The organism is Micrococcus sp. iso_229 (assembly GCF_058072725.1).
Map to the genome: position 1 here is coordinate 1,713,997 of NZ_CM176514.1, position 20,076 is coordinate 1,734,072.

At 75.7% G+C, this 20,076-nt stretch carries 19 protein-coding genes; 10 read left to right on the forward strand and 9 right to left on the reverse strand.

Annotation, left to right across the window (positions count from 1 at the left end; translation table 11 throughout):
* The first annotated feature begins 42 nt into the window (after nucleotides 1-42).
* From AC3RKA_RS07855 to AC3RKA_RS07870, 4 genes are read left to right on the forward strand one after another with little or no spacing between them, the layout of a single operon-like run.
* Entirely contained in the window at nucleotides 43-1,014 is a 972-nt protein-coding gene (locus AC3RKA_RS07855; RefSeq protein WP_489727078.1) for an ABC transporter ATP-binding protein, read from the forward strand.
* Nucleotides 1,011-1,805, forward strand: coding sequence for an ABC transporter permease (locus AC3RKA_RS07860; RefSeq protein WP_489727079.1), 795 nt, complete (start codon nucleotides 1,011-1,013; stop codon nucleotides 1,803-1,805). Before AC3RKA_RS07855 ends, AC3RKA_RS07860 begins: the two co-directional genes overlap by 4 nt.
* Nucleotides 1,802-3,028 carry a sensor histidine kinase gene (locus tag AC3RKA_RS07865; protein ID WP_489727080.1) on the forward strand — a complete coding sequence of 409 codons (1,227 nt, stop codon included), beginning with the start codon at nucleotides 1,802-1,804 and terminating at the stop codon, nucleotides 3,026-3,028. Before AC3RKA_RS07860 ends, AC3RKA_RS07865 begins: the two co-directional genes overlap by 4 nt.
* Nucleotides 3,025-3,699 carry a response regulator gene (locus tag AC3RKA_RS07870; RefSeq protein ID WP_489727081.1) on the forward strand — a complete coding sequence of 225 codons (675 nt, stop codon included), beginning with the start codon at nucleotides 3,025-3,027 and terminating at the stop codon, nucleotides 3,697-3,699. The genes AC3RKA_RS07865 and AC3RKA_RS07870 overlap by 4 nt, the downstream gene beginning before the upstream one ends.
* 20 nt (nucleotides 3,700-3,719) lie before the next feature.
* Here the strand turns inward: AC3RKA_RS07870 and AC3RKA_RS07875 are convergent, their stop codons facing one another.
* On the reverse strand, nucleotides 3,720-4,247 hold the full coding sequence (locus AC3RKA_RS07875) for an O-acetyl-ADP-ribose deacetylase (RefSeq protein ID WP_010080466.1): 528 nt from the start codon (nucleotides 4,245-4,247) through the stop codon (nucleotides 3,720-3,722).
* 55 nt (nucleotides 4,248-4,302) lie between these two features.
* Here AC3RKA_RS07875 and AC3RKA_RS07880 point away from each other — a divergent pair, with 55 nt between their 5' ends.
* The 3 genes from AC3RKA_RS07880 to AC3RKA_RS07890 all read left to right on the forward strand — a co-directional run bounded on the left by AC3RKA_RS07880 (nucleotide 4,303) and on the right by AC3RKA_RS07890 (nucleotide 7,905).
* Nucleotides 4,303-4,740, forward strand: a complete 438-nt coding sequence (locus AC3RKA_RS07880) for a hypothetical protein (RefSeq protein WP_095694819.1) — start codon at nucleotides 4,303-4,305, stop codon at nucleotides 4,738-4,740.
* 65 nt (nucleotides 4,741-4,805) lie between these two features.
* Nucleotides 4,806-6,065: a DNA recombination protein RmuC gene (locus AC3RKA_RS07885; RefSeq protein WP_336638955.1), complete on the forward strand. Its 1,260-nt coding sequence runs from the start codon at nucleotides 4,806-4,808 to the stop codon at nucleotides 6,063-6,065.
* Between the two features lie 139 nt (nucleotides 6,066-6,204).
* Nucleotides 6,205-7,905, forward strand: a complete 1,701-nt coding sequence (locus AC3RKA_RS07890) for an SLC13 family permease (RefSeq protein ID WP_489727082.1) — start codon at nucleotides 6,205-6,207, stop codon at nucleotides 7,903-7,905.
* Nucleotides 7,906-8,028: 123 nt separating this feature from the next.
* Here AC3RKA_RS07890 and AC3RKA_RS07895 read toward each other — a convergent pair whose 3' ends face one another.
* Together AC3RKA_RS07895 and AC3RKA_RS07900 are read right to left on the reverse strand one after the other, a co-directional pair.
* Nucleotides 8,029-9,135 (reverse strand): 4-hydroxy-3-methylbut-2-enyl diphosphate reductase, encoded by a 1,107-nt coding sequence (locus AC3RKA_RS07895; RefSeq protein ID WP_489727083.1) that lies wholly within the window; start codon nucleotides 9,133-9,135, stop codon nucleotides 8,029-8,031.
* A gap of 53 nt (nucleotides 9,136-9,188) precedes the next feature.
* A complete protein-coding gene (locus AC3RKA_RS07900) occupies nucleotides 9,189-10,277 on the reverse strand; it encodes a hypothetical protein (RefSeq protein WP_489727084.1) in 1,089 nt (362 codons plus the stop codon).
* A 188-nt stretch (nucleotides 10,278-10,465) separates the two neighbouring features.
* Here AC3RKA_RS07900 and xseA point away from each other — a divergent pair, with 188 nt between their 5' ends.
* Both xseA and AC3RKA_RS07910 read left to right on the forward strand, forming a co-directional pair.
* On the forward strand, nucleotides 10,466-11,779 hold the full coding sequence (gene xseA / locus AC3RKA_RS07905) for an exodeoxyribonuclease VII large subunit (RefSeq protein WP_489727085.1): 1,314 nt from the start codon (nucleotides 10,466-10,468) through the stop codon (nucleotides 11,777-11,779).
* Nucleotides 11,776-12,063, forward strand: a complete 288-nt coding sequence (locus tag AC3RKA_RS07910) for an exodeoxyribonuclease VII small subunit (protein ID WP_036316619.1) — start codon at nucleotides 11,776-11,778, stop codon at nucleotides 12,061-12,063. The genes xseA and AC3RKA_RS07910 overlap by 4 nt, the downstream gene beginning before the upstream one ends.
* Nucleotides 12,064-12,209: 146 nt before the next feature.
* On the opposite strand, the gene AC3RKA_RS07915 is transcribed toward AC3RKA_RS07910, so the two are convergent.
* The 5 genes from AC3RKA_RS07915 to AC3RKA_RS07935 form a co-directional block, all read right to left on the reverse strand.
* On the reverse strand, nucleotides 12,210-12,794 hold the full coding sequence (locus AC3RKA_RS07915) for a type 1 glutamine amidotransferase domain-containing protein (protein WP_036383850.1): 585 nt from the start codon (nucleotides 12,792-12,794) through the stop codon (nucleotides 12,210-12,212).
* Between the two features lie 128 nt (nucleotides 12,795-12,922).
* Nucleotides 12,923-13,840: a PPK2 family polyphosphate kinase gene (locus tag AC3RKA_RS07920; protein WP_489727086.1), complete on the reverse strand. Its 918-nt coding sequence runs from the start codon at nucleotides 13,838-13,840 to the stop codon at nucleotides 12,923-12,925.
* The gene (locus tag AC3RKA_RS07925; RefSeq protein WP_489727087.1) at nucleotides 13,833-15,071 is read right to left on the reverse strand and encodes a pyridoxal phosphate-dependent aminotransferase; all 1,239 of its coding nucleotides are present in this window, start codon (nucleotides 15,069-15,071) and stop codon (nucleotides 13,833-13,835) included. Before AC3RKA_RS07925 ends, AC3RKA_RS07920 begins: the two co-directional genes overlap by 8 nt.
* A gap of 83 nt (nucleotides 15,072-15,154) precedes the next feature.
* The gene (locus AC3RKA_RS07930) at nucleotides 15,155-16,303 is read right to left on the reverse strand and encodes a glycine betaine ABC transporter substrate-binding protein (protein WP_489727088.1); all 1,149 of its coding nucleotides are present in this window, start codon (nucleotides 16,301-16,303) and stop codon (nucleotides 15,155-15,157) included.
* Complete coding sequence (locus tag AC3RKA_RS07935; protein WP_036381048.1) at nucleotides 16,300-16,776, reverse strand: NUDIX hydrolase; 477 nt, start codon at nucleotides 16,774-16,776, stop codon at nucleotides 16,300-16,302. The genes AC3RKA_RS07930 and AC3RKA_RS07935 overlap by 4 nt, the downstream gene beginning before the upstream one ends.
* 159 nt (nucleotides 16,777-16,935) lie before the next feature.
* On the opposite strand from AC3RKA_RS07935, the gene AC3RKA_RS07940 reads away from it, so the two are divergent.
* Nucleotides 16,936-18,771, forward strand: coding sequence for a hypothetical protein (locus AC3RKA_RS07940; RefSeq protein ID WP_489727089.1), 1,836 nt, complete (start codon nucleotides 16,936-16,938; stop codon nucleotides 18,769-18,771).
* Nucleotides 18,772-18,835: 64 nt separating this feature from the next.
* Here the strand turns inward: AC3RKA_RS07940 and AC3RKA_RS07945 are convergent, their stop codons facing one another.
* Complete coding sequence (locus AC3RKA_RS07945; protein WP_363677975.1) at nucleotides 18,836-20,059, reverse strand: phosphotransferase; 1,224 nt, start codon at nucleotides 20,057-20,059, stop codon at nucleotides 18,836-18,838.
* Nucleotides 20,060-20,076 lie beyond the last annotated feature (17 nt).

Below are 20,076 nucleotides of genomic sequence, written 5' to 3' on the forward strand. Positions count from 1 at the left end.
CTGCCGCTCCCGCGGGGCGCGCCCCGCGGCGAGGCTGGACCCATGAGCAACGCACCCGCACTCGCAACCCGGGGACTCACCCGCCGCTTCGGACCCGTCCGGGCCGTGGACGGGGTGGACCTCACCGTCCCTGCCGGCGAAGTCCTCGCCCTCCTCGGGCCCAACGGCGCCGGCAAGACCACCCTGCTGGACATGGCCCTGGGCTTCAGCCCGCCCTCGGACGGCACGGTCCGCGTCCTCGGCTCCGACCCCGTCGCCGCCGTCCGCCAGGGCCGGGTGGGCGCGGTGCTGCAGACGGGCGGCCTGCTGGAGGACCTGAGCGTCCGCGAGACCGTGGCCATGGTGGCCGGCTGCCACCGCCGCCACATCGGCGTGCCCGCCGCCCTCGAGCGCGCCGGCCTCACCGGGCTGGCCGGCCGCCGTGTGAAGAAGTGCTCCGGAGGCGAGCGCCAGCGGCTGCGCTTCGCCCTGGCCCTGCTCACCGACCCCGAGCTGCTGATCCTGGACGAGCCCACCGCGGGCATGGACGTCCGCGCCCGCCACGACTTCTGGGACACCATGCACGCCGAGGCGGACCGGGGCCGCACCATCGTGTTCGCCACCCACTTCCTCCCCGAGGCCGAGGACTTCGCGGACCGGATCGTCCTGATGCGCGAAGGCTGGATCCACGCGGACGGCACGCCCGCCGAGCTCGCCACCGGCGGGTCCGTCACCCTCACGGGCCGCTGGACCGGCGGCGGAGACGATCCGGACGCGCCCGCCCGCCTCGCCGCCGCCCTGGACCTGCCGCAGGACGCCGTCCAGCTCGAACCACAGCACCTCTCCCCCAGCCGCCTGCGCGTGCGCGTCCCCGCCGGGGGCTCGGTCACCGGCGACGACGTCGCCCGCCACCTGCTGAACGATCACCTCGTCGAGGACCTGGCGATCACCCACGCCTCCCTCGACGACGTGTTCCTCTCCCTGACCGACGCCGGCCAGCCGGCACCCTCCGAGCCGCAGGAGGCCCTCGCATGAGCACGACCACCACCGCCCCCGGCCGCCTGGTCGGCTACGCACGCCGCGAGTTCGTCCGCAACGTGCGGATGATCGAGAGCTCGTTCTTCATCGTCGTCCTCCCCGTGGCGCTCTACCTCATGTTCGGCGCGCTCTCCGACTGGGGTGACCTCCCCGTCGGCCACGGGAACGTGTCCGCGTACACCATGACCGGCATGGCCGTGTACGGGGCGGTCATGGCCACCACCTCGATCGCCGGCTCGGCCGCCGTCGAGCGCCAGTCCGGCTGGGGCCGCCAGCTCTCCCTGACCGCGCTCACCCCGGGCGCCTACCTCGCCGGCAAGTGCCTCGTGGCCCTGGCCATCGCCGCCCTGCCCGTGCTCGCCGTGCTCGCCGCGGGCGCGCTCACGGGCGCCGAGCTCGACGGCCCGCTGCGCTGGCTCACGACGGGCGCCCTCGCCCTGGTGTCCTCGCTGCCGTTCGCGCTGTTCGGCCTGGCGGCCGCCCTGCTCTTCCGTTCGGAGGCCGCCGTGTCCGCGGCGTCGGGCACCCTGGTGGTGTTCGGCTTCCTCGGGAACCTCTTCGTCCCGCTCTCGGGGATCATGCTGGACATCGGGCGCTTCACTCCGGTGTACGGGGCCGGCGTCCTCGCCCGGTGGCCGCAGATGGAGGGAGAGAGGGCACCGATGGGAACGGAACCCGCCGCCGCCGCGGACCCGCTGTGGCTGCCGCTCGTGAACCTGCTGGCCTGGACGGCCGTGTTCGCAGTGGTCTGCCTGCTCGCCTCCCGCTCCCGGACGGCCCGCGCATGAGCCCCGACGGAGGATCCCCGGCGCCGGCCCGCCCGGCGGTCGGCACGGCGGAGCACGACCCCGCCGTCCTGCCGCTGCACCTGTGGCCGTCCACGCTGGGGTTCGCCGGGGTGTGGCTCATCAGCTTCGGCTTCGTCCTCGTCGAGCTCCTCCGCCGGGCGTTCACGCCCGGGGACGGGCGGGGCGAGGCGATCCTGGGGGTGGCGGCCATCGCGGTCTTCGTCCTCGTCTACCTGGCCGCGTTCGTGGTGCCGCGCCCGGTGCGCGCGTGGCCTGCCTGGGCCAACACGATCCTCACCTGGCTCGTGCTCGCCGCGTGCGTGGCCGTGCTGACCCGGATCCTGGGCGTCCACGCCCTGCTCTACTCCCCCTTCCTCGTGGCCGCATGGCTCTTCCCCCACCGGCTCCGCGTGGGCCTGATCGGCGCCGGTGTCACGGTGGCCGCGGTGCTGGCGGCCGGGCTGCTGTTCTTCCCCGGCGATCCGGCGCTGCCCGTCGTGCTGGGCAACCTCGCCGTCGTCCTGGTGGTGCTGGTGGGCATGCGCCTGGCCATCGGCCGGGACGACCGGGTCGTGGAGATGACGCATGAACTCGACCTCGCCGGTCAGCGGGAACGGCTCGGCCGGGATCTGCACGACATCCTGGGGCACTCCCTGACCACCATCAACGTCAAGACCCAGCTCGTGCACCGGCTGATCGACACGGACCCCGCCCGGGCCAAGGAGGAGGCCGCCGAGGTGATCGCCCTGTCCCGCACGGCCCTGGCCGAGGCGCGGGCCGCCGTCGCCGAGCTCGCCGCCCCGGAGCTGGGCGGGCAGCTCTCCCTCTCGGTGGGGGCGCTGCGGGACGCCGGGATGGCCGTCGAGGCCCCGCCGCCCGGCGCCGTCACCGAGGTGCCGGAGCGTCACCGCGCCCTGGCCGCCTGGATCGTGCGCGAGGCCGTGACCAACGTGCTCCGCCACGCCGGGGCCCGCCGGGTCCGCATCAGCCTGGACGCCCACCACGTGGCGGTGCTCGACGACGGCGCCGGGCTGCCGGCCTCCGTCGCCGCCGGCGTGGGCCCCCGCACCCTCGCCGAGCGGGCGGCGGCGGAGGGCGCGCGCCTCGAGGTGGGGCCAGGGCTGGGCGGGGCCGGCACCGGCGTGGCCGTGCACTGGGGCGGGGCCACGACGGAGGCCGCGCGCGGGGTGCTGCCCGCCGCCGAGGGCAGGATGGACGCATGAGAGAGTCAGCCGACCCGGCCCCGTCCCCGGCGTCGCCGCCCTCGGCCGGTCGCGGGCCCGGGGCTCCGCTGCGCCTGCTGCTGGCCGACGACCAGGCGCTCGTGCGCGGCGCCCTGGCCGCCCTCCTGGACACCGAGCCGGACCTGACCGTCGTCGCCCAGGCGGCCTCCGGGGACGAGGTGGCGGAGGCGGTCGAGGCCCATGACGTGGACGTCGCCCTGCTGGACATCGAGATGCCCGGCGTGGACGGGCTCGAGGCCCTGCGCCGGATCCGGGACCGCGGCCTGGACTGCGCCGTGCTGATGGTGACGACCTTCGGCCGCCCCGGTTACCTGGAGCGGGCCCTGGCCGCCGGGGCCCGGGGATTCGTGGTCAAGGACACCCCGGCCGAGCAGCTCGCCGACGCCGTGCGCGCGGTGGCCCGCGGGGAGCGCGTGGTGGATCCCTCGCTCGCGGTGGACACCCTCGCGGCGGGGCCCAGCCCGCTGACCCCGCGGGAGGTCGACGTGCTGCGCGAAGCGCTCACGGGGGCCTCCGTCCGGGCGATCGCCGGGCGCCTGCACCTCTCGGCGGGCACGGTGCGCAACCATCTGAGCGCGGCGATCGGCAAGACGGCCACCAGCACGCGCGGCGAGGCCGCGGCGGTCGCGCGCGACCGCGGGTGGCTGTAGGGGCGGGTCAGCGGAGGCGCTCAGGTGAGGTGCTCGAGCGCCGCACGGAACGCGGCCTCCGCCGTCTCGCCGTACGGCACGAACAGCACCTCGTCCACGGTGCCGCCCACCTCGTCCGCCATCGCGTGGCAGGTCTCGACGGCGATCCGCGCCGCGTCCTCCATGGGCCAGCCGTAGATCCCCGCGGAGATCGCCGGGAACGCGACTGTCCGGGCGCCGAGCCCGGCCGCCACCTTCAGGGACTCGCGGTAGCATGAGGCGAGGGTGTCGGACTTGTCGATCGTCTTGGCCCACACCGGGCCCACCGTGTGGATGACCCAGCGCGCGGGCAGGCGCCCCGCCGTCGTCGCCACGGCCTGGCCGGCGGGCAGCCCCTCCGGCAGGTCGGTCTCGCGCAGGCGGCGGCACTCGGCCAGGATCTCGGGGCCGCCGCGCCGGTGGATGGCGCCGTCCACGCCTCCGCCGCCGAGCAGGGTGGAGTTGGCGGCGTTGACGACGGCGTCTGCGTGCGTGGCCGTGATGTCCCCGGGGGCGATGGTGAGCTGCATGGGTTCACGCTAGGCGCGGGTGGGCGCCGTCGGACAGGGCCGGTAGCCTCGGCCCATGAGCACCCCGACGCCCACCGGACCGACCCCCACGCCTCCCGGCGGCGAGCTGCTGCCGCTGATCAGCCTCGCGGTGGAGCACGTGTTCGACACGCTCGGCCGGCAGCCCGTGTTCGCCCCGACGATCCTCGCCGTCGCCGCCGACGGCCAGCGCGGGATGTGGGAGCACCCGGACCTCGAGCCCGAGCAGGCGGCCGCCACCGTCGCGAAGATCAGCCCGCGCCCCACGCGGGCGGTGGCCGTGTTCGACGGCGAGATCGAGACGGCCGACGGGCCCCGCCCGGCCGTCGCGGTGGAGGCCTTCGACGCCGCCGCCCTGGCCTCGACCCGCATGGTCTTCCCGTATCTGCCCGGCGTGGCCGCGGCGGGCATCGCTGCCCGCGTCGACGGCGACCCGCAGGTCGTGGCCAACGGCCCCAACCCGCTCTTCGGCTGAGCCGCCCGCCACGACGACGGCGCGCCGCGGCCTACCGTGTCCGTGCGGCCTGCGAGGGTGGGGGCATGGAGATCCTCAGCCTGCTGCTCGCCCTCATCCTCGGACTCGTGCTGGGCGCCCTGGTGGGCGCGTGGCTCATGTGGCGCCGGGCGGCCGGCGGCGGTGAGGAGGCCCGCCGGGCCCAGGCCGAGCTGGCCGCGCTGCGCACCGAGCACCAGGGGGTGCGAGAAGAGCTCGCGGCCGCCCGGGCGGAGCAGCGCGCGCTCACGGCCGCGCGCGCCGAGGATGCCGAACGCCAACGCGCGGAGTCCCAGGTGATGTCCACGCTCGCCCCGCTGGGCCAGCGGCTGGCGGCGCTCCAGGAGCAGGTGAGCGTGCTGGAACGGGATCGGGCCTCCCAGTTCGGCCGACTCGGGGAGCAGCTCCGCGCCGCCGCGGCCACGGACCGGGACCTGCTGAACCAGACCACGTCGCTCATGGCCACGCTCAAGTCCACCTCCGCGCGGGGTCACTGGGGCGAGGCGCAGCTGCGGCGGGTCGTCGAGGCGGCGGGCATGCTCCACCACGTGGACTTCACGGAGCAGGCCACGCTGTCCGGCAGGGACGGCGAGCGCCTCCGCCCGGACCTCGTGGTGTCCCTGCCCGGCGGCAAGGCCATGGCCGTGGACGCCAAGGCCCCCATCGGGGACGCGCTGGCCGCCGAGGCCCTTGCGGACGAGCCCGGCGAGGAGGCGTACGAGCGGCGCCAGGCGCTGGCCGCCCAGCACGCCGCGGCCGTGCGCCGCCACGTGGACCAGCTCTCCGCGAAGTCCTACTGGGCCGGCCTCGAGCACTCCCCCGAGCTGGTCCTGTGCTTCCTGCCCGCCGAGTCGCTCCTGGCCGCGGCGCTGGACGCGGACCCCGGACTGCTGGACCACGCGTTCTCCCGGAACGTCGCGCTCGTCGCCCCCGTCTCCCTCCTGACCGCCCTGAAGTCCGTGGCCTACGCGTGGCGGCAGGACACCCTGGCCGAGAACGCCCACACCGTGGTGGCCAGCGCGAAGGACCTCTACGAGCGCCTCGGCACGCTCGGCACCCACCTGGACCGCATGGGCGGCTCCCTCAAGACCGCCGTGGACCGCTACAACCAGCTCGTCGGCAACGTCGAGTCGCGCGTGCTCCCCGCCGCCCGGCGCCTCCGCGACGCCGACCCGGGCCTGGCCCCCACGCCGGACATCCGCACACTCGAGTCCGCGCCCCGGCCCCTGGCCGCCCCGGAACTGGTCGCGGGCGTGGAGGAGGACGAGCTGCGCCGTCGTCGGGCGGAGTCGGCGCGGGAGGCGTGAGCGGGGCCGGGCGGGGACCAGGCGGGTGGGCGGGCGCAGCCCCGACGTCGTCTTTCCGTGTCCCAGGTCACTTGCTACCGTGAAACTCACAGAGAATTGCCAGGCCGCGCCAAGGGCCTGACCTGAGGAGGAGGCCCCCATGGAGTCCCGTCCACTCCCCCCGCCGCGCAACGTCAACGAGCATGTCTCCCGCTTCGACCCCCGGGCGGCCGCCCAGGAGTTCGAACACGAGCTCTCCCCGGGCATGCGTGACGAGCCGCTGACCGGCGGCGAGAACGTCAAGCGCATCATCGGCCTCGTGGCCGGCCCCCTGCTCGCCGTCGCCCTGTTCCTGCTGATGCCGGGCGACCTCGGCGTCTGGCCCCGCCTCGTCGCCGCCACCGCCGCGCTCATGGCCGTGTGGTGGATGACCGAGGCCCTGCCCATCCCCGCCACCGCCCTGCTGCCGCTCGTCATCTTCCCGCTCGGCGTGCCCGCCGAGGAGTCCGACGGCGGCGTCACCTTCGACTCCATCGGCGCGAGCTACGGCAACAACATCATCTTCCTGTTCATGGGCGGCTTCATGCTCGCCCTGGCCATGCAGCGCTGGAACCTGCACCGGCGCATCGCGCTCGGCGTCCTGACGTTCATGGGAGCCAGGACCGTGAACCTCGTCCTGGGCTTCATGATCGCCACCGGGTTCATCTCCATGTGGGTGTCCAACACCGCCACCGCCGTGATGATGCTCCCCATCGGCGTGTCCATCCTCGTGCTCGTCCAGCGCTACGGCACGGACGACGCCCTGACCGCGGACGAGACAGCAGACCGGGCCGACCGCCCCGCCGCGCCCGCCTCCGCGCCCGGCGAGGCCCCCACGCAGGCCGAGATCCGCTCCCTCACCAAGACGAACTTCGGCACCGCGCTCATGCTCGGCATCGCCTACGCCGCGTCCATCGGCTCGCTCGGCACCATCATCGGCACCCCGCCCAACACCCTGCTCGCGGGCCACATGGCCGCCGAGCACGGCGTGGAGATCGGCTTCGGCCAGTGGATGCTGGTCGGCGTGCCCATCGCCGTCGTGCTGCTCTTCGCGTGCTGGTTCCTGCTCACCCGCGTGCTGTTCCGCCCGGAGATCGACGAGGTCCCCGGCGGCCGCGACCTGATCGCCACCGAGCTGGCCCGCCTCGGCCGCATGAGCGCCCCCGAGGCCAAGGTCCTCGCCGTCTTCGTCCTCGCCGCGCTGGCCTGGATCACCGTGCCGCTGATCTCCGAATACGTCCTGGACCTGAAGTCCCCGCTGCTCTCGGACGCGGCCATCGCCATGGTCGTCGGGCTCATCCTGTTCCTCCTGCCGGCCGGCGGCGGGGCCGGGCGCGGCGTGCGCCTGCTCGACTGGGAGGCCGCGAAGGAGCTGCCGTGGGGCGTGCTCCTGCTGTTCGGCGGCGGCCTGGCCCTGTCCGGTCAGTTCTCGAAGTCGGGCCTGTCCACGTGGCTCGGTGAGCAGGTCAAGGGCCTCGGCGACATCCCCGTGTGGGTGCTCGTGGTGATCGCCGCCGTCGGCATCCTGCTGCTGACCGAGATGACCTCGAACACGGCCACCGCGGCCACGTTCCTGCCCGTCGCCTCCGGCGTGGCCCTGGGCACCGGCGTCGCCCCGCTCATGCTGGCCGCGCCCGTCGCCCTCGCCGCGACCTGCGCGTTCATGCTGCCCGTGGCCACCCCGCCGAACGCCATCGCATACGGCTCCGGCTACGTGACCATCGGCCAGATGGTGAAGGGCGGCGTGTGGCTGAACATCATCGCCGCCGTGCTGATCTCCATCGCGTCGATGACCCTGCTCGTCTGGGTCTTCGGACTCTGAGTCTCTGACCACCCGTCGGCCCGGCACGCTGAGGCCCGGGCACACCGAGGCCCGCAGACTCGCCGCTTCGCCGACGTCGTGACGGCGAGTCTGCGGGCCTCGGCGAGGAAACGAGGGGCGCGCTCAGGCCTCGGCGTCGCGGCGGCGTCCACCGAGCGAGCGGGACTCGTCGCCCACCCGCTTGAGTTCGGCGCGCAGCTCCTTGGGCAGGGAGAAGATGATGTCCTCCTCGGCGGTCACCACCTCGTCCACCTGCCCGTAGCCGTACTCGGCCAGCAGCGCGAGCACCTCCTGGACCAGCACCTCGGGCACGGACGCGCCGGAGGACAGGCCCACGGTGGCCACGCCCTCGAACCAGGACTCGTCCACCTGGTTGGCGAAGTCCACGCGTTCGGCGCGGGTGGCCCCGTACTCCGCGGCGACCTCCTTGAGGCGCACCGAGTTCGAGGAGTTCGCCGAGCCCACGATGATCACCAGGTCGCACTCCGGCGAGATCGACTTGATGGCCGCCTGCCGGTTGGAGGTGGCGTAGCAGATGTCGTCCGAGGGCGGGTCCTGCAGGTGAGGGAACCGCTCGCGCAGCACGGAGACGATCTCGAGGGTCTCGTCCACGGAGAGCGTGGTCTGGGAGAGCCAGATCAGGTTGTCCGGGTCCTCCACCTGGACGGTGCGGGCCTCCGCGACGTCGTTGATCACCGTGGTGTGCTCGGGCGCCTCGCCGAACGTGCCCTCGACCTCCTCGTGACCGTCGTGGCCGATCAACAGGATCCGCTTGTCCTGCTTGGCGAAGCGCACGGCCTCGCGGTGCACCTTGGTCACGAGCGGGCACGTGGCGTCGATGGTGCGCAGGTTGCGCTGGGCGGCCTCCTCCACGACGGCCGGGGACACGCCGTGGGCGGAGAACACGGTCAGGGCGCCCTCGGGCACCTCGTCCAGCTCGTCGACGAACACCACGCCGCGCTCGGTCAGGGTGTCCACGACGTGCCGGTTGTGGACGATCTCCTTGCGCACGTACACGGGGGCGCCGTGGTGCTCGAGGGCCTTCTCGACGGCGACGACGGCGCGGTCCACGCCGGCGCAGTAGCCACGGGGGGCGGCCAGCAGCACGCGCTTCTCACCGGACACGGGCGCGGCCGCTTCGACCTCCTCACGGGGACGACGGACGCGCGGGACCTGCGGCATCCCGAGGCCGACGGCGGACGGACGGGCGGAGACGGAGGGAGCGGACATGCCCTCCATGCTATCGTCCGGGACGCCGACCGGGCCCGGGCTTCGCCGCGGGCTCAGCGCGACGTGACGTCGGCCGCGGTGTGGGAGCGGCCCACCACGGGGGAACCGTCCGCCCGGGCCGCGCGGACCCGGCCACGCCGAGCGACCCCGAGCTCCGCCAGGGCCAGCAGCAGGCCCGCGGCCAGCACGATCCAGCCCAGGGTGGTCAGGGTCTGGGGGTAGGGGGCGACGGCGGCCGCGAACGCCGGGCCTGAGGCGTCCTCCATCTGCTGGACGAACGCGGCCACCCCGGGGGAGGCCCCCTCGGGCGCCGTGAGGTGGACCGCGTCCGGACCCAGGCGGGCGCCGCCGATCAGCCCGCCGGCCAGGGCGACCGCACCCGCCACGGCCACGGCGAGGCCCCGCCGTCGTCGGGGGGCGAGCAGCAGGGCGCCCACGAGCGCCAGCACGGAGGCGGGGGCGGCCCAGCGCCAGTGCGCGGAGGCGTCCACCCAGCGGTGCACGGTGGCCCGGTCCGTGCCGGCCAGGGCGTCGATGCGCGCGTCCATGCGCAGCGCGGTGCTGTCCCGCAGCTCCGCGGCGCGGTCGTACAGGGGCGCCAGCAGGGTGTCCGCGGCCCAGTCGCCGACGTCCGCGCCCACGATCGTCTCCAGCAGCGCCTGCCCGGGCAGGTCGAACCGGTCCTCGCGCAGGTCACGTTCGATGTCGCCCAGGGCGGCGGTGATCCCGGACTGCGCGACGGGACCGAACGGGATGGTCACGTCCGCGCCCGAGCCGGGCTCGTCCGCGCCCTGCGGGTCCTCGAGCTGGGCGAGCCAGGCGCGCCGGGCCTCGTCGGCGGTGTCGGACCAGCCCTGCACCACCTGCGGGTCGTCCGCCACGCGCTGGGCCAGCGGGCGCAGCAGGTCCTCGGCCGCCTGGGCCAGCGGGTCCGGCACCTGCTCGGGGACGGCGTCGTGCACGACGTCGTCGATCACCCCCGGCACGGCGGCGCGGACCTCGGGGTCCACGGCGACCTGCTCCGTCACCCCGCGCAGCAGCTCCGGGCGGTGCGTCGCCTCGTCGACGAGGGCGCCGGCCGTCGCGAGCACCGCCAGCAGGCCCGCCAGGGCCGCGACGAGGAGGCTGAGGGTGGTGCGCATGGGGTCCTTTCCGTTCCGTTCCGACCCCGTCGAGCGTACCGATCCTGGCCGGAGGTTCCCCGGTCTGAGCGCCCCGACCGGGTCGGCGGCGGCCTCGGGGGACACCGGGGCGCCGTCTTGCGCGTCCGGCGAGGGCGGTACGGTGGGCCCGTGCCCGGGCGGACCGGGCGCGGACAGGAGGGACCGGGATGGACCAGCCCGTGACCGAGGGCGCCTCGGCGGCGTCGGACGTGCCCGTCTCGGCACCCGCCCGCGCGGGCGAGACCTCCGCCGAGCGGCCGTGGCCCCTGCGCCGGCTCTCCGAGAACCTCAAGGCCCACATCGAGCGCGCCCCCGCCACGTGGATCGAGGGCCAGCTGATCGAGTTCAAGAACAACCGCGGCAACGTCTACATGACCATGCGGGACCTCGAGGAGGAGGTCTCCCTGCCGCTCACCGCCTGGCGGAACGTCGCCATGACCCTGGACGGGACCGTCCAGCAGGGCTCCCGCGTGGTGGCGCGCGTGAAGCCGAACTTCTGGCTCAAGGCCGGGCGCCTGTCCATGAACGTGCAGGAGATGCGCCCGGTCGGCCTCGGCGATCTGCTGGCCCGCGTGGAGCTGCTGCGCCGGGCCCTCGCCGAGGAGGGGCTGACCTCCCCCGCGCGCAAACGGCCGCTGCCCCTGCTCCCCCGCCGGATCGGGCTCATCACCGGCCGTGACTCGGACGCGAAGAAGGACGTGCTGCGCAACACGCTGCTGCGTTGGCCTGCGGCCGAGTTCGAGATCCGTGAGGTCGCCGTGCAGGGAGCCGAGGCCCCTCGGCAGGTGGCCGCCGCGCTCGCCGAGCTCGACGCCGACCCGGCCGTGGACGTCATCGTCATCGCCCGCGGCGGCGGCGCGCTCGAGGAGGTCGTGCTCCCCTTCTCGGACGAGGCGCTGGTGCGCGCCGTGGCGGCGGCGCGCACGCCCGTCGTCTCGGCGATCGGCCACGAGGCGGACCGTCCGGTCCTCGACGACGTCGCTGACCTGCGCGCCTCCACGCCCACGGACGCGGCCAAGCGGATCGTGCCGGACGCGGCCCAGGAGGCCGCGGGACTCGCCGACGCGCGCCTGCGGCTGGCCTCGGCCGTCGAGCGCCGCGTGCGCGCCGAGGCCGAGGGGCTCGCGGCCCTGCGCTCCCGGCCCGTGCTGGCCCGCCCGCACGTGATGGTGGACACGCGGCAGGAGGAGACGGACCGGTGGCGCGAGCGCGGCCGGTCCGCCCTGGGCCACCGGCTCGTCCGCGAGGAGGACGCCCTCACGCAGCTGCGCGCCCGCGTCCGCGCCCTGTCCCCGCAGCGCACTCTCGACCGCGGCTACGCCGTGGTCCAGCACGCCGGACAGGTCGTGCGCGACGCGGACCAGGTCGCCCCGGTCGACCGGCTCGACATCCTCGTGGCGGCCGGGCGGATCGCCGCGGACGTCGTCGCGACGCATCGGACTACCCCGACCCCATCCCACGAGAGGACACGACAGGCATGAGTGAACAGGGCATGGAGCAGACGCAGGACGCGGGCCGCCCCAGCGGTGTGGAGGGCTTCACCTCCGCGGACGTCTCGGACGTGGCCCGCATGAGCTACGAGCAGGCGCGCGCCGAGCTGGTGGAGACCGTGGGGAGGCTGGAGGCCGGTGGCGCCGGCCTCGAGGAGTCCCTGGCCCTGTGGGAGCGCGGGGAGGCGCTGGCCGACCGCTGCCAGGCCTGGCTCGACGGCGCCCGCGCCCGCCTCGACCAGGTGCGCGGCGAGGCCGCCCCCGACGCCGACTGATCCCGCCCCCCACTTTCGTTCGGGAAACGGCGGCCTCCGCGGCGCTTTCGTTCGAGAAACGGCGGCCTCCGCGGCGCTTTCGTTCGAGAAACGGCGGGGGCGGGGGCCAACGGCCCCCGCCCCACGCGGCTTGCTCCCGACGTCGGTCAGGCGGTCTGATCCTCGTGCTTGCCCTCGCCCAGCTCCTCCACGAGCTTGGCGTTGAAGGCGTCGAGGTCGTCCGGGGTGCGCGAGGTGGTCAGCCCGCTGTCCACGACGACCTCCTCGTCCACCCACTGGGCGCCCGCGTTCTTCAGGTCAGACTCCAGGGACGCGTAGCTGGTCAGACGGCGGCCGTCCACGACGCCGGCCTCGATCAGGGTCCACGGGGCGTGGCAGATGGCCGCCACCGGCTTGTGCTGCTCGAAGAAGGCACGCACGAATGCCTGGGCGTCCGTGTCGATGCGCAGGGCGTCCGCGTTCAGGGTGCCGCCCGGCATCACGAGGCCGTGGAAGTCCTCGGCCTTGGCGTCCTTCACCGTGGTGTTCACCTCGAAGGACTCGCCGTGCTCCCAGTCGGACTTCATCGCGGTGATGGTGCCGGACTTCGGGGAGACGAGCACGGGGGTCGCACCCGCGGCGATCACGGCCTCCCACGGGGAGGTCAGCTCGACCTGCTCGACACCGTCGGTCGCGAGGAACGCGACGGTCTTGCCGGACAGCGGGGCGTTCTGGACAGCGTTCTCAGTCATGAGTGCACCTTTCGGATCGGGTCCGGCGCGCCTCTGCGGCGCCCGGTGTTCCTCCATCCACTCACCGCGGCCCCGGGCTTGGCAAGGTCCGACCACCACTGCCCCGCCCACCGCGACGACGGCGGCGCTCAGCCCGCCAGCAGGCGACGGCGGGCCGCCGCGACGTCGAAGTCGGCCTCCGGCCAGTCCAGCCCCATCCCCTGCAGGGTCTCGATGATCAGCTGCTGCACCGCCAGCCGCGCGAACCACTTGCGGTCCGCCGGCACGATGAACCACGGCGCGTCCTCGGTGTCCGTCCGCTCGATCGCGATCCGGTACGCGTCCGTGTACTGGTCCCAGTACGCGCGGTCGTCGAGGTCGCCCTCGCTGAACTTCCAGTGCTTCGTGGGGTCGTCCAGGCGGGCCAGCAGGCGCTCGGCCTGCTCCTCCGGCGAGATCCGCAGCATCACCTTGACGATCCGCGTCCCCGCGGCGCGCACGGCCGCCTCGAACTCGCGGATCGCCCCGTAGCGCTCCTCCACCTCGGCCAGCGGGGAGAGCCCGCGCACGCGGTGCACGAGCACGTCCTCGTAGTGCGAGCGGTCGAACACGGAGACCAGGCCGGGCCGCGGCAGGTGCGGTCGGATGCGCCACAGGAAGTCGTGGGCGCGCTCCTCCGGGGTCGGCGCCTTGAACGCGTGCAGGTGGACGCCCTGCGGGTCCATCGCCCCGATCACGTGGCGCATGATCCCGCCCTTGCCGGCGGTGTCCATGCCCTGCAGGATCACCAGCAGGGACGGCACCTCTCCCACGGGCGCGTCGCGCACCGACTGGGCGAACAGCAGCTCCTGCAGGTCGGCGAGCGCCCGGCCGCGCGCGGCCAGGTCCTTCTTGCCCTTCGCCTTGTCCCCGCCGTAGCCGGGCGTCGCGGCGGCGTCGACGTCGGCCGGGTCCCGGACCTCGTCTCCACGGCGGGCGGCGAACAGCTCCCGGGCGGGGGCGTCGAAGACGCCGTCGTCGGTGGGGCGGGCGGGTCGGCCCGCCTCGGCGGCCGGGGTGTCAGCCATGGCGCTCCCTCCAGTCCTCGAGGAAGTCCTCGAGGCGGTCCAAGGCCACGTCCAGGTCCTTCACGCTGGGCAGCGTGACGAGCCGGAAGTGGTCGGTGTGCGGGTAGTTGAACGCCCCGCCGTGCGAGACGAGGATCTTCTTCGCCCGCAGCAGCTCGATGACGAACGCCTCGTCGTCGTCGATCGCGTAGACCTCCGGGTCCAGCCGCGGAAACAGGTAGAGGGCGCCGTGGGCCGGCTGCACGGACACGCCGGGGATGGCGTTCAGTCGGTCCTGGGCGAGGTTGCGCTGCTCGAGCAGCCGACCGCCGGGCAGGACGAGGTCGTCGATGGACTGGTAGCCGCCCAGTGCCACCTGGATGGCGTGCTGCGCGGGCACGTTGGCGCACATCCGCATGTTGGCCAGCAGGGTCAGGCCCTCGAGGAAGTCGGCGGCCCGCTGCTTCGGTCCGGACACGGCCACCCAGCCGGAGCGGTAGCCCGCCACCCGGTAGGCCTTGGACAGGCCGGAGAACGTCAGGGTGAGCACGTCGTCGGACAGGCCGGCGGCGTTGATGTGGCGGGCGCCGTCGTAGGTGATCTTCTCGTAGATCTCATCCGCCATGAGGACGAGGTGGTGGCGGCGGGCCACGTCCACGATGCCCTGCAGCACGGCGCGGGAGTAGACCGCGCCGGTGGGGTTGTTCGGGTTGATCAGGACGATGCCCTTGGTGCGCTCCGTGACGAGGGACTCGATGTGCTCGAGGTCGGGCTCCCAGCCCTCCTCCTCGACGCAGCGGTAGTGCACCGCCCGGCCTCCGGCCAGGGTGGTGGCGCCGGTCCACAGCGGGTAGTCGGGCGAGGGGACGAGGATCTCGTCGCCGTCGTCGACCAGGGCCGTGAGGACCATCGTGATCATCTCGGAGACGCCGTTGCCGATGAACACGTCGTCCACGCCGATGTCCCGGATGCCCCGGGACTCGTAGTACTGCGAGACAGCGGTGCGCGCCGAGTAGATGCCCTTGGAGTCCGAGTAGCCCTGCGCGTGCGGCAGGTGCTGGTGCATCGCCGCCAGGACGGCGTCCGGCGCCTCGAAGCCGAACGGGGCCGGGTTGCCGATGTTCAGCTTCATGATCCGGTGGCCCGCGGCCTCCATCCGCTGCGCCTCCTCCAGGATGGGGCCGCGCACGTCGTAGCGGACGTTCAGCAGCTTGGCGGACTGGCGGATCTGGCGGGGATTCGGGGTCGGCATGCCCCCATCATGGCACCCCCCGGGCGGTGTGCGTCACAGTCGCGTTCGTGCGACGCGGGCCGGCACCCCGACCCCGTGCGAGCTCAGAACCAGGGGTCGCGGGGCACGAACCAGTCCTCGGGCGCGTCCTCCAGGCCCTGGTCCACCAGCCAGTACTGAGCGGCCTCGGCGACCGGAAGCGGGTCGGCGCCCGTGGTGAGCCGTTCGAGCTCCCGCAGGCCGTCGCCGTCGAGGGCGGACATCACCTCGGCGATGCGCTGTTCGGCGTCGTCGTCCAGCGTCGCGGCGGAGCCGACGGCGGTCAGGCGCCCCTCCGGGAGCACGCGGCCGTCGTCCTCGAGCGGGACGAGCGTGTTCGCGTCGATCTCCGGATCCGTTCCGGTCAGCAGCGCGACCTGGGCCTCGTCCGCGACGACGGCGGCGGTCGGGTCCTCGGTGTCGGCCAGCCAGGTCTCGGGTCGGCAGCCGGCGAGCCGGTCCAGGCGGGCGCGCAGGGCCGTGGCCGCGTCCGGGTCTGCCGCGGCGGTCAGGGCCGGGGGTGCGACGGCGGTGAGCGACTCGCACCAGCCGTTGAGGTCCGTGATCGACTCGAGCTCGAGCCGGGCCGCGGTGGTCTGGGTGACGACCGCGGTCAGGCGCAGCACGCCCGCCGACGAGGACAGCACCGCCGGGGCCTCGGCCTGCGGTGTCCCCGCCGCGGCCGTCTCCTCGGCGAGCAGCGTCTCCAGGACGCGCCCGGCCGCCGGGGCGTCGGCCGCAGGGTCGCCGACGGGCAGCGCGGTGGGGCTCGGGGCGGTGGCCGAGGGGGTGGGCACGGCGTCCGCGGACGCGCCGGCCTCCGGCCCGGTCGGCGTCGACGACGGGGTCGACGTCGGCGTCGACGTCGGCGACGGCGGGGACGGCAGCGCCGCTGCGGGGTCGGCGGCGGCGGCCAGGGCCAGGGTGTCCACGACGGCGACCGTGTCCCCGCCGGCGGCGGACCACGCGGGCTGCTCCACGGCGACGCCGTCCTCGTCCGCCACGGCGTGGCCGTGCAGGCGCAGGTGACGGGCCAGGACCGCCGCGACGGCGCCCTCCAGGCCCTCGCCGCCGTGCACGACCGTGATCGGCGCGCCTGACGCGGAGGGCGTCGGCGGGGCGTCCGCCTGCCGCCCGCACGCCCCCAGGGCCAGCGACAGCACGAGGGCCGAGGCGGCGAGGGCCGCGGGGCGGCGGTGGGCGGGGCGGCTCACGCGGCCACCCCGGCACGGGCGAGCGCCTCGGTGACCCAGGAGGCGGTGCGCAGCCCGCTGAGCTCCGCGAGGTCGAACCAGCGCGCGTCCGTCGAGGATCCGCCGACCTCAGGGCGCAGGACGCCGCCCGTGATGCGGGCGGTGTAGAGGACCTGCACGGTGAGCAGCGGCAGCGGCTCGCCCCGCAGGCGCTTCTCCACCGGGATCGTCCCGGTCGTGACGCCCAGCAGGCCCGTGAGCTCGGCGGTGTGGCCGGTCTCCTCCCACACCTCGCGCAGGCACGCCTCCTCCGGGCTCTCGCCGAGCTCGATGCCGCCGCCGGGCAGCGTCCACTGCAGGAACTCGGGCCCCTGCCACGAGCTGAGCAGGACGCGGCCGCCGTCCACGATCAGGGCGTAGGCGCCGGCGCGCGTCTGGAACGGGCCGGCGGGGTGCGCTCCGGCGGCGTCCGGGGCGGCGGGGGTGGTGCTCATGGCTGCGGGCTCCTGGCGGCGGTGGGACGGCCCGCGGCGGGCGACGCTGCGGGCCCGGCCAGTCTACGAGCACCGCCCACCGCGAACAGCGGCACGGCCCACCGACCCGCGCCCTAGGCTGGATGACCACCCGTCCCACCCCCGGAAGGAGCAGCGCCCGTGGACACCCCGCAGGACCCGCCCCACCGGGACGACCCCTCCGGCGGCCCCGTGGAGCCGGCCGTCGACGCCGCCCTGGACCGGGTGCGCGCCCTGCTCCGGCAGGCCCGCGGCACCGCGGCGCCCGACGCCCCGACCACCCTGGACGCCCGCGGCTGGTGGGAGCTCTCCCTCGAGGCCGCGCTGCGCGACGAGCCCCGGGAGTCCGCCCGCCTCGCCGACTCCGGTCTCGCCGCGCTCGGGCCCGGCCAGGACGACGTCCGCCTCGCCCTGCTGCGGGCGCTCGCCGTCGCCGCGGGCCAGGTCGGGGACGAGGCCGCCCTGACCCGCTGGGTGGAGGCCCGGGCGGCGCTGCTGCGCCACCTCGGCCGGCCCCGGCAGGCCGAGCTCGAGTCCCAGCTCGGCGCCGCCCTCGTGCGCGACCCGGACACGGTCGAGGCGGCGGTGCTGGCCGGCGTCGTGGAGGACGAGCCGGGCGCTCCCGGCGAGGACCCCGGGGACACCGTCCTGCCCGAGGCCGCCCTGGCCCTGGCCGTGCACCGCGTGCACACCGGGGACCTGGACGCCGCGCTCGAGCTGGCCCGCCGCGTCATCGGCGTCCTGGGCGGACTGCGCGCGACCGGTGCCCTGCTGCCCACCGGCTCGTGGTCCAGCGCGCATCTGCTGCTCGCCCGCCTGCACCTGTGGCGGGGCGAGCACGCCGAGGCGGACGCGGCGGCCGCCGTCGTCACCGCGCTGCCCGCCGCCCGGGCCGTCCTCGCCTCCGCCACCACGGTGCGGGCGATCGCCGCCCACGAGCTGGACCGTCCGACGGCGGCCCTCGACCTGGCGCTCGAGGCGGCGGAGCGGATGGCCTCGGTCGGGCTGCGGCGCGGCGCCGCCTCCGCGGCGGCTCTGGCCGGGCGCGTGGCCGGCGACCTCGGCGGGTACGAGGAGGTCGCCGTGGCCGCGTGGGAGCTGGCCTCCGTGCACGCGGAGAAGGCCGAGGCGCCGGAGGCCTCGAGCCTGAGCTACTGGTGGGCGCACCAGCTCGTGCTCGCCGGCCGCGCCGACGAGGCCGAGCCCCTGCTCGCCCGGCTGGTGCGCCGCGAGGCCACCCACGGCCGGGACGTCGAGCAGGCCCGTGCCCTCGTGGACCTCGGCCACGCCCACCACGACCAGGACCGCGCCGAGAACGCGCTGCCCCTGTGGCGGGAGGCGGCCGGCCTGTTCGAGGCCCACGGCCAGTGGGAGGACGCCGCGCGCACGCTCCTGGCCGCCGGCGCCCTCGTGAACCGCGAGCGCGACGAACGCACCCGGCCCTCGGCCCTCGACCTGTTCGAGCGGGCGGTCGCGGCCGCGCGCCAGGCGGTGGACGAGGACCCGGCGGTGCTGCCGGCCGCGCTGCACGCGCACGGGTACCTGCTGTGCGAGTCCGGCCAGGCGGAGGGCCTCGACCTCCTCGAGGAGGCGCTCGTCCTCGTGCGGGACGCCGGCGCCGACTGGCAGGTGGCCGACTACACGGACACCCGCGCCCGGGCCCTGTGGTCGCTCGAGCGGGGGCCGGAGGCGATCGCCACCGCGCTGCAGGCCGCCGACCTGTTCACGGCCGCCGGGGACCGCGAGGGCGCCGCGCAGGCCGAGCTCTTCGCCGCCTACGTGGTGGCCGAGGACGGCAGCCCCGAGCAGGCCGCGACGCTCTTCCGCCTGGTGTGCGACTCCACCGACTCCACGCTCGTGCGCCTCGGCGCGCTCACGGGCCTGCACCAGTGCCTGTCCGCCCTCGGGGACCACGACGGCGCCGCGCGCGTCCGGGACGAGCTCGACGCGCTCCGGGAGGGGCTCGGCGCGGACTGACCGCCGCTCGAGGCGGCGGCCCAGCCCGGCGGCCCGGCCCGACGGTGGCGGCCGCCGTCGCGGGTCAGAGGCCGACGCGGGCCAGGGCGGCGTCGGCGGCGGCCCGGCGGGCGGCCCGCACGGCGCGGGGTGCGGTCGGCTGCGCCGCGAGGGCGGCGAGGACGATCGCGACGCGGGCGGCCAGCGCCACCTCGTCGACCTCGGTGCGGGCGTGGCGCCGGAACCGTGCGGCCACGGCGTGCAGCGCGGCGCCGCCGGCGCCGAGGTCCACGGCGCCCGCCTCGAGATGGGCGATCAGGACGGCCCAGTCGTCCACGCGGTGTCCCATGCCCAGGTCGTCGGCGTCCAGCACGCCGGTGATCCGCTCCCCCGCCGCGTCCACGTGCAGGTTCCCCGGGTGCAGGTCGCCGTGCACGGGCACGCGCGGGCCGGGGTCCCCGGCCGCGAGCGCCGCGCGGAGCCGGTCCGCCCGGGCGGCGGCCTCGTCCTGGGCCTCGGGGTCCAGCACGACGGCGGCCCACGTGGCGTGCTCGAGCAGGACGGCGGGTCCGCCGTCGTCCGCGGCCGCCCCGGCCGTGGGGCCCGCCGGGCCGGGGGGCTCCTCGGGCACCGGCGGCAGCCGGTCCAGCAGCGCGGCGACCCGCGCGGGGTCGAGCGCGGCGGCCTCGGGCCCGGCCAGCAGCGCCCGCCAGGGCAGGCCCGGCACGCTCGCGAGCGGGAGCACCCCGCGCTCCGGCGCCGCGCGGACGGCGGGCACCGGCACCCCGGCCGCCCCCGCCGCGGCCATGCGCCGGGCGACCCGTGCGGCGCGCGCCGGCGGGAGCACCTTCAGGAACGTGCGGGCCACGACGCCGTCGTCGCCGGTCGCCTCGACGGCCAGGACCGCGCGGTCCCGCGGCCGGTAGCCGCGCCACGTGAGGCGGGCCCGGCCCGGCGCCGTGCCGATCAGGGCCGCGAGCGCGTCCGGATCGGCGGTCAGCGTGAGGCCCGGCAGGACGGGGTCGGCGGGGGCCCACCACCACAGGGTGCCGTCCTCCAGGATCCCGCGCTCGCCCGGGACGGGCGGGCACGCCGCGCCGGGGGCGGCGGGGTGTCGGGGGTCGCGGGCGAGGACGAGGGTGCGGGAGCGGACGCGGGCGTCGCCCGCGCGTCCGGTCATCACGTCCAGGTCCAGGACGCGCGCGAGCCGACGTCCCCGCTGCAGGTGCAGGGCGTCGGCTCGGGTGCGCAGCCAGCGCTCGCCCGACGCGCGGACGGCCTGGCGCGCGGCGGCTCGGTCGATGCTCACGGGCGCGCCCGCCCGGC

Coding starts and splice junctions, on each gene's coding strand:
- AC3RKA_RS07935 (WP_036381048.1), bottom strand. CDS start 16,776: ATGAGCACCACCCCCGCCGCCCCGGACGCCGCCGGAGCGCACCCCGCC.
- AC3RKA_RS07880 (WP_095694819.1), top strand. CDS start 4,303: ATGAGCACCCCGACGCCCACCGGACCGACCCCCACGCCTCCCGGCGGC.
- AC3RKA_RS07855 (WP_489727078.1), top strand. CDS start 43: ATGAGCAACGCACCCGCACTCGCAACCCGGGGACTCACCCGCCGCTTC.
- AC3RKA_RS07870 (WP_489727081.1), top strand. CDS start 3,025: ATGAGAGAGTCAGCCGACCCGGCCCCGTCCCCGGCGTCGCCGCCCTCG.
- AC3RKA_RS07915 (WP_036383850.1), bottom strand. CDS start 12,794: ATGACTGAGAACGCTGTCCAGAACGCCCCGCTGTCCGGCAAGACCGTC.
- AC3RKA_RS07865 (WP_489727080.1), top strand. CDS start 1,802: ATGAGCCCCGACGGAGGATCCCCGGCGCCGGCCCGCCCGGCGGTCGGC.
- AC3RKA_RS07895 (WP_489727083.1), bottom strand. CDS start 9,135: ATGTCCGCTCCCTCCGTCTCCGCCCGTCCGTCCGCCGTCGGCCTCGGG.
- AC3RKA_RS07860 (WP_489727079.1), top strand. CDS start 1,011: ATGAGCACGACCACCACCGCCCCCGGCCGCCTGGTCGGCTACGCACGC.
- AC3RKA_RS07910 (WP_036316619.1), top strand. CDS start 11,776: ATGAGTGAACAGGGCATGGAGCAGACGCAGGACGCGGGCCGCCCCAGC.
- AC3RKA_RS07900 (WP_489727084.1), bottom strand. CDS start 10,277: ATGCGCACCACCCTCAGCCTCCTCGTCGCGGCCCTGGCGGGCCTGCTG.
- AC3RKA_RS07925 (WP_489727087.1), bottom strand. CDS start 15,071: ATGCCGACCCCGAATCCCCGCCAGATCCGCCAGTCCGCCAAGCTGCTG.
- AC3RKA_RS07875 (WP_010080466.1), bottom strand. CDS start 4,247: ATGCAGCTCACCATCGCCCCCGGGGACATCACGGCCACGCACGCAGAC.
- AC3RKA_RS07890 (WP_489727082.1), top strand. CDS start 6,205: ATGGAGTCCCGTCCACTCCCCCCGCCGCGCAACGTCAACGAGCATGTC.
- xseA (WP_489727085.1), top strand. CDS start 10,466: ATGGACCAGCCCGTGACCGAGGGCGCCTCGGCGGCGTCGGACGTGCCC.
- AC3RKA_RS07885 (WP_336638955.1), top strand. CDS start 4,806: ATGGAGATCCTCAGCCTGCTGCTCGCCCTCATCCTCGGACTCGTGCTG.
- AC3RKA_RS07920 (WP_489727086.1), bottom strand. CDS start 13,840: ATGGCTGACACCCCGGCCGCCGAGGCGGGCCGACCCGCCCGCCCCACC.